The organism is Marinicella pacifica (genome assembly GCF_014636635.1).
GTDB lineage: Bacteria > Pseudomonadota > Gammaproteobacteria > Xanthomonadales > Marinicellaceae > Marinicella > Marinicella pacifica.
The window spans coordinates 54,007-70,485 of the sequence record NZ_BMEO01000011.1 but is presented as its reverse complement, the minus strand read 5'-3'; the positions used below and the strand labels follow the sequence as shown (position 1 = coordinate 70,485).

General features: G+C 47.1%; 16 protein-coding genes. 8 read left to right on the top strand and 8 right to left on the bottom strand.

Features of this window, described 5'->3' with window-relative positions; genetic code table 11:
• Positions 1 to 3: 3 nt before the first annotated feature.
• The 8 genes from trpA to prmB form a co-directional block, all read right to left on the bottom strand.
• Positions 4 to 807 carry a tryptophan synthase subunit alpha gene (gene trpA / locus IEV16_RS11125; protein WP_188365784.1) on the bottom strand — a complete coding sequence of 268 codons (804 nt, stop codon included), beginning with the start codon at positions 805 to 807 and terminating at the stop codon, positions 4 to 6.
• A complete protein-coding gene (trpB, locus tag IEV16_RS11120) occupies positions 804 to 2,009 on the bottom strand; it encodes a tryptophan synthase subunit beta (RefSeq protein ID WP_188365783.1) in 1,206 nt (401 codons plus the stop codon). Before trpB ends, trpA begins: the two co-directional genes overlap by 4 nt.
• Positions 2,006 to 2,632 (bottom strand): phosphoribosylanthranilate isomerase, encoded by a 627-nt coding sequence (locus tag IEV16_RS11115; protein ID WP_188365782.1) that lies wholly within the window; start codon positions 2,630 to 2,632, stop codon positions 2,006 to 2,008. Before IEV16_RS11115 ends, trpB begins: the two co-directional genes overlap by 4 nt.
• Positions 2,622 to 3,395 (bottom strand): tRNA pseudouridine(38-40) synthase TruA, encoded by a 774-nt coding sequence (truA, locus tag IEV16_RS11110; RefSeq protein WP_188365781.1) that lies wholly within the window; start codon positions 3,393 to 3,395, stop codon positions 2,622 to 2,624. Before truA ends, IEV16_RS11115 begins: the two co-directional genes overlap by 11 nt.
• 52 nt (positions 3,396 to 3,447) lie before the next feature.
• On the bottom strand, positions 3,448 to 6,150 hold the full coding sequence (locus IEV16_RS11105) for a FimV/HubP family polar landmark protein (RefSeq protein ID WP_188365780.1): 2,703 nt from the start codon (positions 6,148 to 6,150) through the stop codon (positions 3,448 to 3,450).
• A 173-nt stretch (positions 6,151 to 6,323) separates the two neighbouring features.
• The gene (locus tag IEV16_RS11100; protein WP_188365779.1) at positions 6,324 to 7,346 is read right to left on the bottom strand and encodes an aspartate-semialdehyde dehydrogenase; all 1,023 of its coding nucleotides are present in this window, start codon (positions 7,344 to 7,346) and stop codon (positions 6,324 to 6,326) included.
• A gap of 5 nt (positions 7,347 to 7,351) precedes the next feature.
• Positions 7,352 to 8,431: a chorismate synthase gene (gene aroC, locus IEV16_RS11095; protein WP_188365778.1), complete on the bottom strand. Its 1,080-nt coding sequence runs from the start codon at positions 8,429 to 8,431 to the stop codon at positions 7,352 to 7,354.
• The gene (gene prmB, locus IEV16_RS11090; protein ID WP_188365777.1) at positions 8,421 to 9,326 is read right to left on the bottom strand and encodes a 50S ribosomal protein L3 N(5)-glutamine methyltransferase; all 906 of its coding nucleotides are present in this window, start codon (positions 9,324 to 9,326) and stop codon (positions 8,421 to 8,423) included. Before prmB ends, aroC begins: the two co-directional genes overlap by 11 nt.
• An 87-nt stretch (positions 9,327 to 9,413) precedes the next feature.
• Between prmB and IEV16_RS11085 the strand changes: the two genes are divergently transcribed.
• From IEV16_RS11085 to ubiB, 8 genes are all read left to right on the top strand, one after another.
• On the top strand, positions 9,414 to 10,013 hold the full coding sequence (locus IEV16_RS11085; protein WP_188365776.1) for an SCO family protein: 600 nt from the start codon (positions 9,414 to 9,416) through the stop codon (positions 10,011 to 10,013).
• Positions 10,010 to 10,855 (top strand): archaetidylserine decarboxylase, encoded by an 846-nt coding sequence (asd, locus tag IEV16_RS11080; RefSeq protein ID WP_229728335.1) that lies wholly within the window; start codon positions 10,010 to 10,012, stop codon positions 10,853 to 10,855. The genes IEV16_RS11085 and asd overlap by 4 nt, the downstream gene beginning before the upstream one ends.
• Before the next feature lie 2 nt (positions 10,856 to 10,857).
• The gene (locus tag IEV16_RS11075; protein ID WP_188365775.1) at positions 10,858 to 11,589 is read left to right on the top strand and encodes a hypothetical protein; all 732 of its coding nucleotides are present in this window, start codon (positions 10,858 to 10,860) and stop codon (positions 11,587 to 11,589) included.
• 115 nt (positions 11,590 to 11,704) lie between these two features.
• Positions 11,705 to 12,346 (top strand): YiaD family glycine zipper/OmpA-like lipoprotein, encoded by a 642-nt coding sequence (locus IEV16_RS11070; protein ID WP_188365774.1) that lies wholly within the window; start codon positions 11,705 to 11,707, stop codon positions 12,344 to 12,346.
• Between the two features lie 96 nt (positions 12,347 to 12,442).
• Entirely contained in the window at positions 12,443 to 13,360 is a 918-nt protein-coding gene (locus IEV16_RS11065; RefSeq protein WP_188365773.1) for an NAD(P)-dependent oxidoreductase, read from the top strand.
• The gene (ubiE, locus tag IEV16_RS11060) at positions 13,350 to 14,096 is read left to right on the top strand and encodes a bifunctional demethylmenaquinone methyltransferase/2-methoxy-6-polyprenyl-1,4-benzoquinol methylase UbiE (RefSeq protein WP_188365772.1); all 747 of its coding nucleotides are present in this window, start codon (positions 13,350 to 13,352) and stop codon (positions 14,094 to 14,096) included. Before IEV16_RS11065 ends, ubiE begins: the two co-directional genes overlap by 11 nt.
• Positions 14,093 to 14,689 carry a ubiquinone biosynthesis accessory factor UbiJ gene (locus IEV16_RS11055; protein WP_188365771.1) on the top strand — a complete coding sequence of 199 codons (597 nt, stop codon included), beginning with the start codon at positions 14,093 to 14,095 and terminating at the stop codon, positions 14,687 to 14,689. The genes ubiE and IEV16_RS11055 overlap by 4 nt, the downstream gene beginning before the upstream one ends.
• Complete coding sequence (gene ubiB, locus IEV16_RS11050) at positions 14,686 to 16,326, top strand: 2-polyprenylphenol 6-hydroxylase (protein ID WP_188365770.1); 1,641 nt, start codon at positions 14,686 to 14,688, stop codon at positions 16,324 to 16,326. Before IEV16_RS11055 ends, ubiB begins: the two co-directional genes overlap by 4 nt.
• The last annotated feature ends 153 nt before the right edge of the window (positions 16,327 to 16,479 follow it).

Genomic DNA, 16,479 nt, shown 5'->3' with positions numbered 1-16,479 from the left:
ACATTATAACGAATCCAGCGCCGCGCGAATAGGACGCATAAATTCACCCACTTGTTGAAGTACCGACTCAACATTATCGGCTGCAGCATCAATGATTTTAATCAGGGCACTGCCAATCACGACCGCATCAGCTTCACGGGCCACCGCCACCGCAGAATCAGCATCTTTCACGCCAAAGCCCACCGCCACCGGCAATTGGGTGGTGGCTTTTAAGGCTTTGACCGCATGATTCACCGCGTCTGTGTTTAAATCAGCGGCGCCAGTGACGCCTTTTAATGCCACATAGTATATAAAACCGGCAGCCACATCACAGATAAGTTGCTTTCTTTGCGCTGAAGTGGTCGGTGCCACTAAATAAATTTGTTGCATATTATGGGCTTTTAAATGCGTTTGAATGTCCGCGGACTCTTCCGGCGGACTGTCCACCAATAACACTGCATTTACGCCTGCCCGCGCGGCTTGTTCAACAAAAACTTCATAACCCATGGATTCAATCGGGTTTAAATAACCCATCAACACAATTGGTGTGGTTTGGTTGGTTTGGCGAAATTCGTACACCATCTGTAAAGTTTGTTTAAGGCCTGTACCCTGTTTAATGGCTTGTTCAGATGCCTTTTGAATCACCGGACCATCCGCCATTGGATCAGAAAAAGGCATGCCTAATTCAATCACATCGGCACCATTTTCCACCAAACAATGCATAATGGGCAGGGTCATTTTAGGATCGGGGTATCCCGCTGTAATAAATGGAATCAGGGCTTTTTTATGGTTCAGATTTGATAAGGTTTCGGTCAATAACTGGTTCATACCGATACCCCTTCAATATCAGCCACGGTGTGAACATCTTTGTCACCACGCCCTGACAGATTAACCACAATATGTTGTTCCGGCGACAGACTTTTTGCCAACTTCATGCCATAAGCAATGGCATGAGCACTCTCAAGCGCCGGCATAATACCTTCGGTTTTTGTGAGTGTGTGAAATGCCGCTAAAGCTTCATCATCATTAATGGTGACGTATTTGGCCCGCCCTGAATCATTCAGATATGCATGCTCAGGGCCGACACCGGGGTAATCCAATCCGGCAGATATGGAATGGGTTTCAATCACCTGACCGGCCTCATCGCTCATAACATAGGTCCTGTTACCATGTAAAACGCCCACCTTGCCGGCATTGATAGAGGCCGCATGCCGACCGGTCTCTAAACCTTGACCACCGGCTTCGACACCATACATGGCAACTTCCTTGTCTTGAATAAACGGATAAAACAAACCCATGGCATTGGAACCGCCACCGACACAGGCCACCAGAGCATCGGGTAAACGACCGATTTTGTCCATGCTTTGTTGACGTACTTCGCGGCCAATCACTGCATTAAAATCACGCACCATTTCAGGATAAGGTGCGGGCCCCGCCACCGTGCCGATGATATAAAAGGTGTCATCCACATGGGCCACCCAATCCCGCATGGCTTCATTCAAAGCATCTTTAAGGGTTTTTGAACCTGAATCCACCGAGCGCACTTCGGCCCCCAATAACTTCATTCGAAATACATTAATCGCCTGGCGTTCGATATCCACTGCACCCATGTACACGATACACTCCAGCCCCATTCGGGCGGCAACCGTCGCTGTCGCTACACCATGCTGGCCGGCACCGGTTTCGGCAATAATACGTTTTTTACCCATGGCTTTGGCCAGCAATATTTGTCCGACGGTGTTATTTATTTTGTGCGCGCCGGTGTGGTTCAGGTCTTCACGTTTAAGCCAAATATGAGCGCCTTGTTGCTGTTTGGTTAAGCGTTCAGCATAGTACAGGGGTGAGGGGCGACCGACAAAATCTGCCAGATCCTGTTTGAATTGTTGCTGAAAATCGGCATCAGTTTTGAGTTTCTTGTAGGCCGCATTAAGCGCTTCTAAGCAGTGAAAAAGTGTTTCCGAGGCGAAATTACCGCCGTATCGGCCAAAATGTCCTGTTTCGTCAGGTAAATTGTTAAATTCTTGGTTCATGATTTGAGTGCGTTGTTATTGACGGCTTGCATGAATTGTTGCATCAGGGTTTGTGATTTTACGCCAGGTGTTTTCTCGATACCACTGCTGACATCAATAAATTCTGCTCCTGTGACTGATACCGCCTCAGCCAAATTATCAACGGTTAATCCACCGGCCAGAATTAAACGCGAGATGTACTCAGGCGGAAACCGGAACCAGCTAAAAGACCGGCCGGATCCCCCACTTTTCCCATTCCCGTAAGTATCCAGTACAAAACGCTGTGCCAGATGATAGCTTTCAATATAGCGCGGCCAATCTTGCACAGTCAACATCGGCACCGCTTTCCAGTAGGGCACTTCAAATTGTTGGCAAAAAGTTGCCGATTCGTTACCATGGAACTGAATAATATCCGGTTGGCATTGGTTCACAATTTGATCCACCGTGTGACTATCAGCATCGGCCACAAGGATAACGGACGTCAAGTCAAATTGGCGTGTAAATTGGGTTAATTCCCGGGCCAGTTCTAAGCCCACCGCACGTCGGCTGTCGGGCACCATGATAAAACCCACCGCATCACATTGAAGTGACGCGGCTAATGCCACATCCAACTTGTTTTGAAGACCGCAAAATTTAACTTGCATGACCCACAGATGTCGGTAAATTAAAGTGATTGGGATAATCCACACCCACAAAACGCAATCCATTGGGCGCTGCGGTTATACCTGCCTGCCTGCGGTCTTTTGATTGCAATACCTGTTCCACCCATTGCGGAGATTGCTCACCTTTACCCACACGGATCAACGTTCCTGCAATATTTCGAACCATATGGTGTAAAAAACCGTTGGCGGTAATGTCAATTAAAATCTGTTCGTCACGGCGACTGACACTGGCATGCTTAATCGTTCTCACCGGTTGTTTGGATTGACATTGGCTGGAACGAAAAGCACTGAAATCATGCTCACCCAGTAAATATTGAATGGCCTGATTCATCCTAACATCGTCCAGTGGTTTTAAGACCCAGGTTAAATAGTGACGATTGATGGCCGGTCGCACCGAGCGGTTGCAAATACGGTATTGATAACGTCGGGCGCTGGCGGAAAACCGCGCATGAAATTCATCGGGTACCGGCTTGACCCACAAAATACTGATGGCCTTGTGCAGGGCGCTGTTAATACCCAGTGTCCACTGTCGAGGGTTTCTGACTGCTTCGGTATCAAAATGGATAACCTGTAAATCAGCGCTGACACCGGTGTCGGTGCGCCCACAACAGGTGACACCAACCGCGTGGTTGGCCACCGAGCCGATGGCTTCTTCAAGACATTGCTGAACAGTGGGCGTCTGTTTTTGACGCTGGAAGCCAAAAAACGGCTCACCATCATACTCCACACCACAGGCCAATCGCATAGGGATTTAAAACCGACCAACACCTTCATCAGGTGTTGGTCGTTTCATTACATTAAATCTCATCCAATAATTTATCGGCTTGCGATTGTTGCGCCGCATTGCCTTCTGCTTTCACTTCTTCAAGCAGATTTTTGGCACCTTCGGTGTCACCCATTTCAATATAGGCTTTAGCCAGGTCCAGTTTGGTTTCAATGACATCACCTTCATCCATCAAATCATCTAAACCCAAATCAATGTCTTCATCCATAGTGTCTTCTTCATCGGTTTCAAATGTGGTAACGGAATCCTCTTCATCTAAACTGATAGAAGCGTCAAATTCATCCTCTTCATCGTCCACTTCTGTGACTTCAGTGTCATTTTCATCGTCATTATCGAGGCCCTCAAGGTCATCCAGTTCAGCCATAAAATCATCATCGGAAAAGTCATCTTCGGATTCCTCATCTGATTCTAAATCATCTTCATCTAAATCAGTGGACTCAAGCGCATCATCAAGTTCAGATAATTCAGCTTCTAAATCAAGATCATCTTCAAACAAATCTTCTTCAGGTGATTCATCTTCTGAGTCTTCTTCTGAATCTTCTTCTAAATCTTCTTCGTCCAGATCGTCATCTAAATCCGATAAATCAAAGTCATCATCATCAAAATCATCGTCTTTAAATGGTGTGGGATCATACTCTTTGGTGGGCGTTTCATAATCTAAATCATCCACTTCATCAGAAGTCGCTTCAATTAAACCTTCTTCAGCTTCGTCTTCGTCTTCATCAAAATCAAACGCAAAATCATCATCGCCCTCATCATCATCGCTGTCATCGAATGCCAGAGAATTGTCCAGCTCCGCCAAGACATCATCCTCATCATCATCCTCATCATCATCCTCATCGTCGTCTTGTCCGGACTGTATAGATAAATCGGAGGCGTCATCCTGCAACTCATCATCATCCGCTTCATCCTCAACGGCAATGGGTGTTGTTAACACAGTCTCGTCATCTTCACCCGCTTCACTGTCATCTGCATCTACATCAGATTCCTGTTGTTGACCACGGGAGGATTTGATGTCATCCAGGAAGCTGCTTTCTTCCGCCGGATCTTCATCCCCACGGTTAAACAAGCGAGGCAACAGGATGATTAAAAACAGCACCACCAATCCGATAATCACCCACAGTACATTATTTTGTACCCAGTTAATCGCTGAGGTGTACCAGGGATCACTAACGGGTTGTGGTCTGACCGGTGTGGTCATAACTTCTGTGTCTGCGGCATCCGCTGATGCATCATCTTCACTGCTTATTGTGCCTTCGTCGGCTAAGACTGCATCACTGTCCATTGATTCTTCATCGTCTGATGATGTATCGATGTTCGCAGCATCCATGGGCTCTTCACTCAGACCATCTGTTTCAGTATCGGCGATGCCGCTATCCCACACATCGTCACCGTCAACAGCTTCCTCACTGAGGATTTCATTGTTATCCGTGGTGTCTTCATCGGACAGACCGTCAAAATCACTGTCCGCTAAATTATCTTCTTCATTGGGGTCTTCTGCATCGGGTACCTGAGCCATTTGGTTTTCCAAATTAGCCAGGTCATCGTCTTGCAGTTCTAATGCAGATTGCTGTTCGTTAACAATATTTTCTAATTCAGAAACCCGTGATTTTAATTCTTCATTTTCACTGCTGGCGTTAAAGGCCTCTTCATCACTGAGTCCGGACTGACCGGTATCCGCGACGTCACCTTCTGATTGCTGACTGTCACTGTCATCACCTTCACCACCGGATAATTGCACACCATAATCAAGATCATCGGCAACCACGTCTTCTTGTTCTGTTGTGGTTTCTGTTTGGAAACTGCTGTAAGTGTCTGTGGCCGATGCCCAGCGGTTATTATGCGCCTCAAAAGCTGCCAGCGCTTCCTGGTAACTCATATCATCCGCGGCATCGGCATCAGGCATTTGCAAAGTACTGCCTTTAATCATCTCATTGATGTTATTATTTAAAAAGGCATTTGGATTTTTCTCATAAATGGCCATCATCATCTGATGGGTGGAAACACCGGCAGGTTTATTTTGGTTAGCGATGCGCCATAAAGTATCACCGGATTCCACATACACTTCACCGGGCATGACCGACAGGGTTTCTGACACATTCTCATCCATGGGTGTTTCAACCACAAATTCAGTTTGATCCGCATCAGCAGTCATATCAGCCTGTGGTTCTTCATCCGCTTCATTTAAATCCTCAGTCACAGGCGGAATCTCATCAGTTTGCGCCGTAACGATGTCATCCTGAACATCACCCAGGGTCTCGGGTTGAGTGGCTGGTGCGGATTCAGTTACCGGCATGGTTACCGACCCACGGTTAGCGGTCTGATAACTCGGCGGATCCAATAACAGGGTAAATTCACGCAACATCCGACCATTCGGCCATTTAACATCCAGCAACAATGAAACGATGGGTTCAGAAACAGGGCCGTTAGAACGGACATTGATTTTATACGGGTTGTTTTCGTCTAAGGACACCGTAATATGGGCCGGAACAAATGACTTGTCCAGACCCACTTTCTTATAATCATCGGCACTGGCCATTTTCACCGACACTTCATCAATGGATTCATTTTCACCGGCAAGGATATCGATAGACGCATTCAGCGGCTGATCCAGGGCAGAATTAACCTGAATCTTACCCATACCCAGAGAAAAGGTGTTTTGTGACACGAAAACCAGACCAAAAACCAGTGCCAATATAATTAATTTGTGTTTCATAATTTACCCGTGTGTGTGCTGTTTTATACGACTTATAAAGTGATAGTAACTAATTCTACAATAAAATAGCAAGAATTTAACTAAAAAATAACCGCTAAGCTATTCTTATTGACAGGATTTTTTTTGTTTAAATAGCGCCTCACTGAGACTTAGTCAGACCATGTTTCATAATATCACTGCATCAAGGTCAACAACTTTTCGGCAATTTGCACGCTGTTTAACGCTGCCCCTTTGCGAATATTGTCCGCCACAATCCACATGTTTAATCCGCGCGGATAAGAAATATCCTCTCGAATTCGCCCCACATACACCGCATCATGACCGGCGGCAGTCAGGGCCGGGGACGGATAACGCAATGCACCCGGATCATCCATAATTTCAATACCATCCATCTCAGCCATCAGCCGACGTGCTTCACCGGCAGTCATTTTGTCTCTGGTTTCAATGTGCACCGCTTCAGCATGCCCGTAAAAAACCGGCACCCGCACACAGGTCGGATTCACCTGAATACTGCGGTCATCAAGGATTTTCTGGGTTTCCCACACCATCTTCATTTCCTCCCTGGTGTAACCATTGTCCTGAAAATCATCAATATGCGGTAGCACATTAAAGGCAATTTGTCCTGAAAACACCTGCTGTTGCAACGGTTTAAAATTCAACAAATTACGTGTCTGCGCAGATAATTCATCAATACCCTTTTGCCCGGCACCGGACACTGACTGATAGGTCGAAACATTAATACGTTCAATCACCGCGGCTTTGTGAATCGGCGCCAACGCCAACACCATCTGAATGGTAGAACAATTGGGATTGGCAATTAAATAGGTGTCCTGATAACGGTTTAATTCCGCACCGTTGACTTCCGGCACCACCAAAGGCACATCTTCTTCATTACGAAAATATGAAGTGTTATCTATCACAACACATTTGGCATCCACCGCCCGTGAAGCATATTGCGCTGAAACCCGACTGCCCGCAGTAAAAAAGGCCATATCATAACCTTTAAAATTAAAGGCTTCTAAAGGCTGCACCGTCAGCGATTTCTTTTTATAAGACATCACCTCACCGGCACTGTTGGCACTGGCCAGCAAAGCCAGCTTATTCACCGGAAAATCTCGTGATTCCAGCAATTCCAGAATCACCCGCCCCACCGCACCGGTGGCACCGACAATGGCAATATTGAGTTCTTTATTCATAAAAATTATTCAAAAGTGTGTTGGTTACTATTAATTTGTGCGTGATGGCGCAGGCCATGATCCATTAATACCAACGCCATCATGGCTTCGACAATGGGCGCGGCGCGAATACCGACGCACGGGTCATGGCGGCCTTTGGTGACCACCGTAACCGGCTCACCTGCTTCATTGATGCTTTGCGCCGGTAAGCGCAGGGACGACGTGGGTTTAAAAGCCACTTTCAGGGTAATGTCCTGGCCGGTAGAGATACCGGCGAGAATACCGCCGGCGTGATTGCTCTGAAATTCACCGTCGATGATTTCATCACGATGAACACTGCCTGACTGTGCCACCGAATCAAATCCGGCACCAATATCCACGCCTTTGGTGGCATTAATGCTCATCATGGCCAGCGCCAGTTCCGCATCCAGCTTACCGTACACCGGCTCGCCCCAACCGGCCGGTACATTCACCGCTTTGGCGCTGATGGCGGCGCCGACAGAATCACCGGATTTGCGCAGTTTATGCATAAACTCTTCTAATTCCGGCACTCGATTAATTTCGCCGGTAAAAAACGGACTGTCATCTATTTTCGATAAATCCCCTGCCTGCAGCTGAATGTCGCCGATTTGCGACAGCCAGGCGGTAATTTCAATACCATGCTGTTTTTTCAGCCATTTTTTCGCCAACGCACCGGCCGCCACGCGCATGGTGGTTTCGCGTGCCGATGAACGACCGCCGCCGCGATAATCACGGATGCCGTATTTTTTCCAGTAACTGTAATCACCGTGACCGGGGCGAATCTGGGTGGCGATGTTGCTGTAATCTTTACTTTTGGCATCGGTATTTTCAATAATTAGTGCAATCGGATGGCCGGTGGTAACACCCTCAAAAACCCCGCTAACAATCTGTACATCATCCTGCTCACGTCTTTGTGAGGTGTGTTTAGAGCGACCGGTGGCACGTCGCCGTAATTCATGTTTGATTTCCTCCGGTGTAATCGGCATGCCCGGTGGAAAACCGTCCAGCACACAACCTATGGTTGATCCATGGGACTCTCCAAAGGAGGTAAAGCGTAAATTTTTACCAAATGTATTATGCGACATGGGACTCTAAAACAGTGACAAAATAAGGTTGGTACTTTATCAAATCTTGACGATTAAAAACACATATTCCTTGACCACCATGGTCAAATTCCAGCCATTCAAAGGGTACCTCGGATAAAGCCGCCTGTAAAGCATCATCACTGTAGCCCACTTCAAGAAACAAAACCCCTTGCTGCGTCAAATAATCAGCCGCCTCAAGCAAAATTTTTGTTGGCAAAGTCAAACCCGCTCCGGGACTGATCAGAGCCATGGCAGGTTCATGACTGAATTCTGTCGGCAATGCTCGGTGCTCAGCGTCACTGACATAGGGTGGGTTGCTGATGATTACATCATAACGGTCATGAATATGCTGCCATAAATCAGATTGAATACATCGGGTTCTGTCTTTGAGCTGTAAATTTTCCCGGTTTTTTACGGCCACAGCTAAAGCATCTGCTGATACATCCGCCAAATCCACCTGGCAATGCGGATAATAATGTGCCACCGCCAACCCCATACAGCCGCTGCCGGTGCATAAATCCAGCACCCGATTAACCCGGCCCATATCCACATGCGGCTGAAAACCCCGGTCAATCAGTTCGGCAAAAGGCGAACGCGGTATCAACACCCGTTCATCCACAGTAAACTTCAAACCGGCAAATAAGGCAAAACCAACCACATAGCACATCGGTCGCTGCTGCCGGATGCGTTGTTCAATCATTGCATGGGCCTGTTGTTGCCGGGCGACGCTGACCAGTTGGTCAGCCAGGGTGTTGAGTGTTTCAAAATCCACATCCATGACGGCCATCAGCAATAAAATAACATCATCCTCCGGCCCTTCGGTGCTCTGGCCATAACTAAGTTCAGCCGCTGACAGTTTTTCAACCAACTGATTAAATAAATCCATTAAGCGCATACTTGAATTCGCTGAAATAACCAAAACATATTACAATGCCTCTTTTTGGGCCAATTGGCAATCATTAATTAATCTTGGAGTTATCTCATGCGGCTATTTTTACCGGTGTTTTTTTTATTGTTTACGGTGGCATGCCAAAACGACAATGGCGACCGATTACAAGAACTTGAATTTGAAAGCCTCAAGGTTTTCCCGCAACCATTGGCTCTGGAAAATCTTGAACTCATCAGTAAAAACGGTGAAACCGTCTCAATCAAAGACCTGGCCGGCCAGTACAGCGTGCTGTTTTTTGGTTTCACCCATTGTCCCGATATTTGTCCGACCACCTTGCTGGATATGCAGAAAATCAATAAAAAACTCGAGCAAAATAACCAGGTAACGCCTAATTTTGTGTTCATATCCGTGGATCCTGAACGTGATACACCGGAAGTGTTAAAAGAATACATTGCCTACTTTAATCCTGATTTTAAGGCCTATACCGCAGACCCTGAAAATTTAAAAAAACTGGCTGCCACCTTGGGCGTCGCTTATCAGGTGGAAGACCATAAACCGGGCGACAAGGCCTATCAAGTGGACCACACCGCCGCCTGGTTTGTGCTCAATAAAGAGGCCCAAAGGGTGGGCATCTTCACCACCCCTCATGAAGTGGACGTAATCACCGCTGACTTACAAAAACTGGTGCAATGATGGGTAAAATAGCCCTGTTTTTTCAATACATTTTGCCGCATCGGTTGTTATCAAGGCTGATGTATTATTTGATGCGTATTCGGGTTAAGCCAATCAAAAACTTCACCATCAACACCATGGTAAAAAAGTTTAACATTAACCTGAATGAAGCGGCTGACCCAGACATTGAGAGCTATCCGCATTTTAATGCTTTTTTCACCCGTGCCCTCAAAGCCGATGCCCGCCCCATCGATGTCCGCAGTGAGCGGATTATTTCACCGGTGGACGGTGTGGTGTCACAACTGGGTGAAATAAAGCAAGGGCGCATTATCCAGGCCAAGAATCACAGCTACAGTGTTAAAGAACTGTTGGCGACCGACATCGATGCCAATTTTCGCAACGGCCAGTTTATCACCATCTATTTATCACCCCGGGATTACCACCGCATGCATGCCCCCATCGATTGCCGGTTAAAAAGTATGCGCCATATCCCGGGACGTTTGTTCAGTGTCGCCGACTGGACCACCCGCGAAATTCCCCGTTTATTCGCCCGTAATGAACGCCTGGTTAACCATTTGGGTACTGATTTGGGACCGCTGGCCTATGTGTATGTTGGAGCCATTTTTGTGTCCAGCATTGAAACCGTCAGCAACGGCGTGATTACGCCGCCTTATGCTTCAAAGCCGGTGGCTTTGACACCTCAAGGCAAAACTGAATACCACAAAGGCGATGAAATGGGCCGTTTTAACATGGGTTCCACGGTTGTTTTATTATTCCCGGAAAACAGCATCACTTTTGAAACCGAACTCAAAGCCGGTGATGCGGTCAAATTAGGTCAATCCATTGCCAAAGTAAATCAATAACCATGCAAAAGCGCACCATTATATTTATCACCACATTACTGTTTAGCCACGTGCTCAGTGGCCAGAATTTATTACCGGAATCTAATCAGGATTTTCAGTTTGATTACAACATGCCTGAACCAATCCAATTCACTTCACTGCAACAGGCCGCGCAATGGGCCGATGTGGTGGCGGTGGCACAGGTGGTGAATATTGACTACCAAAAAACCCGTGACCTCAATGCCAAGGGTCAGGCTTTTCTGACCGTCCGGGTTCCGTATAAAGGCGTCAATAAGAACGATTTACTGATTGTTAGCGCCAATGGTTTTGAGGATCATCAATGCTATTATCCCGACCGTGAAAACGAAGGTCAGCGGTTTTTGGTGTTTTTAAAACAAAGCCCTCTTAACGACAACGAATACCATGGTTTTAAACCATTTTGTCAGATTCAGGTCTTATTGGATGACAGCGGACGCTATTATTTACGCTATCCCACCGATACAGACTTAAAATTTGACCCTGATTTAATCGAAGAAGTGACTTATCAGGACCCCCATGCGCGGGTGGATGCCACAGAATGGACCTCGATCAAACGGGATGAATACCAGGCACAATTCAACACCACACTGATTACCGAAGAAGACCTGTTTCAAAAGTACTTTTACTTAAAATACTCACTGGGTATCCCTTTGAGTGAAATACGCCCACTTTTAAAGGTACAAAGACAGGCAGATATCCATTCTGATCAGATGTGACTAAGACATAAGTCTTTTATGTCCGGGTTTTCGTTCTTTTTACGGTATTTTTAACGTCATTTTAATCGCCAAAGTTTACATTAGATACTCACCCAATAATCCAAAGGAGTTTTTAATGTTAAAAACAATCATAACTATTACACTCATAACAATTTTAAGCGCTTGCACCACCACCGATCCCTACACTGGCGAAGAAAAAGTTCGCAAAAGTGTTAAATACAGTGCCGCCGGAGCGGTTGTGTGCGGCTTAATCGGTGCCACCCGTAATTCCACATCAGCCCGCAATGCCGCTGCCGGCTGTGCGGCCATTGGTGCCGGGGTGGGTGCTTATATGGACCATCAGGAAAAAGAACTGCGCGAGGAACTTGAAGGCACCGGTGTACGCGTGGTGCGCGAAGGCGATCAGATTCAACTGATTATGCCCAGCAACATCACTTTTAACACCGATGAATACCTGATTAAAAACGAATTTTATGACACCTTAGATTCTGTCGGCAAAGTGCTCTATAAATATAAAGACACCCAATTGGATGTGATTGGTCACACTGACTCCACCGGCAACGATGAGTACAACATGACCTTATCCCAACGTCGCGCCAACAGCGTGGCTTCTTATCTTGAAAACCGCGGTATTCCGGGCAACCGCTTAAGTGTTATCGGCATGGGTGAAGGCCAACCGATTGCGGACAATAACAGCGCCGCCGGACGGGCTCAAAATCGGCGGGTTGAACTATACATCACCGCTGTTCAAGGCTAAAGCTTGACCCAAATCATCACAAGGACGTGAAAACCTTAAATCTCTTGGTCTATCGGTTATAATAACCCCTCTTTAATTAACGGATACCGATTATCAATGTCACTTGATAAACTCAACCAGGTCGTGGTCTATGGTCTGGGTGCCATGGGACGGCCCATGGCGCGTAACCTGCATAAACAAAATCTTCTGCTGGGCGTTAAAAACCGCACCCGGGGCAAAGCCCAGGCCATGGAAAAAGAATTGAATCTGACGTCTTTTGAGAATGACGCCGTTTTGTTTGGTACCGCTGATTGTGTACTGACTTGTGTCTCTGCAGACAACGACTTAAAGGCCATTATCAGCAACCTTATTCCACATATGAAGCCCGGTTCTGTGGTCATTGATTGCTCCACCGTGTCGCCCCAAACCGCTCAATCCATCAGTGATGATTTGGCCGCCAACGGCATCGTTTTTTTAGACGCGCCGGTATCCGGAGGGGTTGAAGGTGCCAAAAAAGGCTCTTTATCCATTATGGTGGGTGGCGACCGTCAAACCTACAAACGGGCTGCAGATATTTTCTCGGCCATTGGCAGTCAAATTACCCACATGGGCAAAGTCGGCCAGGGACAGGCCACCAAAGCGGTGAACCAGGTAATGGTTGCCGGTGTGGCGCAAGCGGTGTGCTCTTCTCTGGCCATGGCCGAACAATGCAAGCTGGATGTCAAGAAAGTGGTGGAGGTGCTGAGTGCCGGGGCCGCCGGAAACTGGTTTTTGGAAAATCGCGGACAAACCATGATTAAAGATGAATTTAATATTGGGTTTAAACTCGACTTATTGCTCAAAGACCTGCACATCTGTCAGTCCACGCTTAACACAATGGATGCATCATTGCCTCTGGTTCAGGCCAGTATTGAAGATTACAAACGCCTGTCAGAAGCCGGTTATGGCGATGAAGACATTTCCGCTTTGATACGTTTAAAACGCTGCGAACTTAATCACGAAGATTTGCCGAGGGAGTCAGACAATGACGCATGAAACCACTGACTTTGGTTTTCGACGGGTGGCCAAAGATGACAAACAGCACCTGGTTGAAAAAGTGTTCACTTCGGTAGCAAGCCGTTATGATTTAATGAATGATCTGATGTCAGGTGGTATTCACCGCTTGTGGAAACGGCATTTTGTGGCCACGTCAGGCATTCAAAAAAATCACAGGGTACTGGATCTGGCCGGTGGTACCGGCGACATCGCAAAATTACTCATACCAAAAGTGGGCACAGAAGGCCATGTGGTGCTGGGCGACATTAACCAGGCGATGTTGGATGTCGGTGAAGCCCGCCTGATAGACGCCGGATTTTATGGTCGTTTCTGTTGCCGGCAGATGAACGCGGAACAATTGCCTTATGACGACAACCACTTTGATGCCATCACCATGGCCTTTGGACTGCGTAATGTAACCGACAAGCAACAAGCCCTCAATGAAATGTACAGGGTGTTAAAACCCGGCGGCAAAGCGCTGGTACTGGAATTTTCCAAAGTTAACCAGCCGTTTTTAAAGAAACTGTATGAATTGTATTCTTTTAAACTGCTGCCTGAAATCGGGCATCGGGTCACCGGTGACCGGGATTCTTATCAGTATCTGGTCGAATCCATCGAAAAGCACCCCGATCAGGAACAGCTCAAAGCCATGTTTGAACAAGCCGGTCTGGACATGTGTCGATATCAGAATTTAACCGCCGGCATTGTCGCGATTCACACTGGATTTAAACTATGAAATCACCCACTGCTCTGTTGCTGGACAAAGCCATCAACCGCGCCATTCAATATGATCAAAAAGCGTTGAAAACCTTAAAGCCGCACATCGGTAAGCGCATTGCCCTTGACATCCAACCGATAGGACCGCGTTTGCACCTGCATATTGTGGATAATGGCATAGAAGTCACCGGTGCCGGCGACATTGAAGCCGACACCACCATCACCGGCAAGCCGACCGCATTGTTTGCGATGGCCAGCAACCAGCACATCGCCGGCCTGGATCAGGTGCAAATAAAAGGTGACGCCGGCCTGGGACAATTTATCGCTGATTTTTTAAAAAACCTGGAACCCGATCACGAAGAAGCCCTGTGTGATCTGTTCGGAGACACCGCCGGATATCACCTGTCGCAAGGTTTACAAAAATTACGACAACAAGGACAGCAATTAAGCAACAGCCTGAAACGTAATCTCCACGACTTTTTGGTGCATGAAGATCGCAGCCTGATTGCAGCTGCTGAGATGGAACAATTTTTGGATGACGTCGATGACCTACAGGCCGATGTGGTGCGTCTGGAGCGTCGCATCAAAACCCGCATGAATCAGGACGCATGAAATTTTTCCGTTTGCTTAAAATAAGCCACACGTTAGCGGCTTATCGCATTCCCTCTTTGGTGAATAATGGTCGCTTTGGTTTTTTTAACCTGGTGAATGTACTCGCGCCTTTCGGTAAAAAAGGCGTCAAAAGTATGCCTCCGGGTGAACGCTTGCGTTTGGCACTTGAAGAATTGGGCCCCATTTTTATTAAGCTCGGGCAAACTTTATCCACCCGACCCGATTTAATTCCCGCGGATATCGCACTGGCGTTGGGAAAACTACAGGACGATGTCGAACCCATCTCCTGGCATCAAGCCAAAACGGTTGTACAAGATCAGCTGGACGCTGATTTACGCAGTCATTTTGCTGAAGTCGAAGAGCAGCCGCTGGCCTCAGCCTCGATAGCTCAAGTACACGCCGCCACCCTGAAAACCGGTGATGACGTGGTGATTAAAATTCTCAGGCCCGGCATCGAGAAAAAAATCAAACGTGATGTACAACTGATGCACACCCTCGCTGAACTGGCCGGTCGGCACCTGAAAGCCGGGGTTCAGGTCAATCCCCGGGAAATTGTCGATGAATTCGAAAAAACCATATATGACGAACTGGATTTACAACGTGAAGCGGCCAATTGTTCACTGCTGAGAAAAAATTTCCGCCACTCTCAACACCTTTATATCCCGAAAATCTACTGGGACTACAGCAAACAAAAAGTCATGGTACAGGAACGTATCAAGGGTATTTCCATCAAGGATTTTGCGGCTTTGGATGCCGCCGGTATTAACCGTCAACGGCTGGCTGAAAAAGGCATCAAAATTTTCTATACCCAGGTTTTCAGAGATAATTTTTTTCATGCCGATATGCACCCGGGCAATATATTTATCAATCCGGAAAATCCCGATGATCCGCAAATCATGTTGCTGGATTTCGGTATTTGCGGTTCATTACCCAAAGGCCACCGGGTAGATTTGGCGAATAATTTTATGGCTTTTTTTGAACAAGATTATCGCCGCATCGCCGAACTGCATATTGAGTCCGGCTGGGTACCGGCTGACACCAATTTAGATGATTTAGAAGCCGCCACCCGCACCATTTGCGAGCCCTATCTGGCCCGACCCATTGAGGAAATATCCTTTGGTGAAGTGATGCTGAAAACCTTTCAGATGGCCAAACGTTTTAAGCTGATTATTCAGCCGGAATTAATTTTATTACAAAAAACATTACTCAACATCGAAGGCCTGGGGCGTCAGCTCTATTCGCAATTAGATGTCTGGCAAACCTCTGAGCCGATTCTCAGAGACATTATGCGGCAACACTACGGTCCACAAAATGCCCTGGATAAAGTTAAAGAAAATTTGCCCAAATGGATTGAGCAAGCCGCCGAAACCCCGATGCTGGTGCATCAGTTGCTCAGCCAGCAGGTCAAACCCCTGCCCCGTCATTTAAAACTGGAACAGGCCGAACGCCGCCGGCAAAAACAACAGACTCAACAACAATTAAAGTTCAGCATTTTGACTGCTGGTGGCCTCACCGCAACGGCCGTGTTATATGCATTGGATGGAGAACAGACAAGCTGGTTGCCGGGTATCGCCAATTCAGTTATGATCAGTGGCGCCCTAACCCTCTATTTAGCCTACCGCGCCTTCAGAAAATAAATTTATACCGGCGCAGTCCGGTATCCAGCGTCCTATAAAAATCCCGCGGGCCTGTTAGCCCGTATCTTTACGTGTATTCTTACCTTGTCAAACTAAAATTCAACCATAGAGAGCTCGGAGAACACACAAAGTTCACTAAGGAAATAATAATGA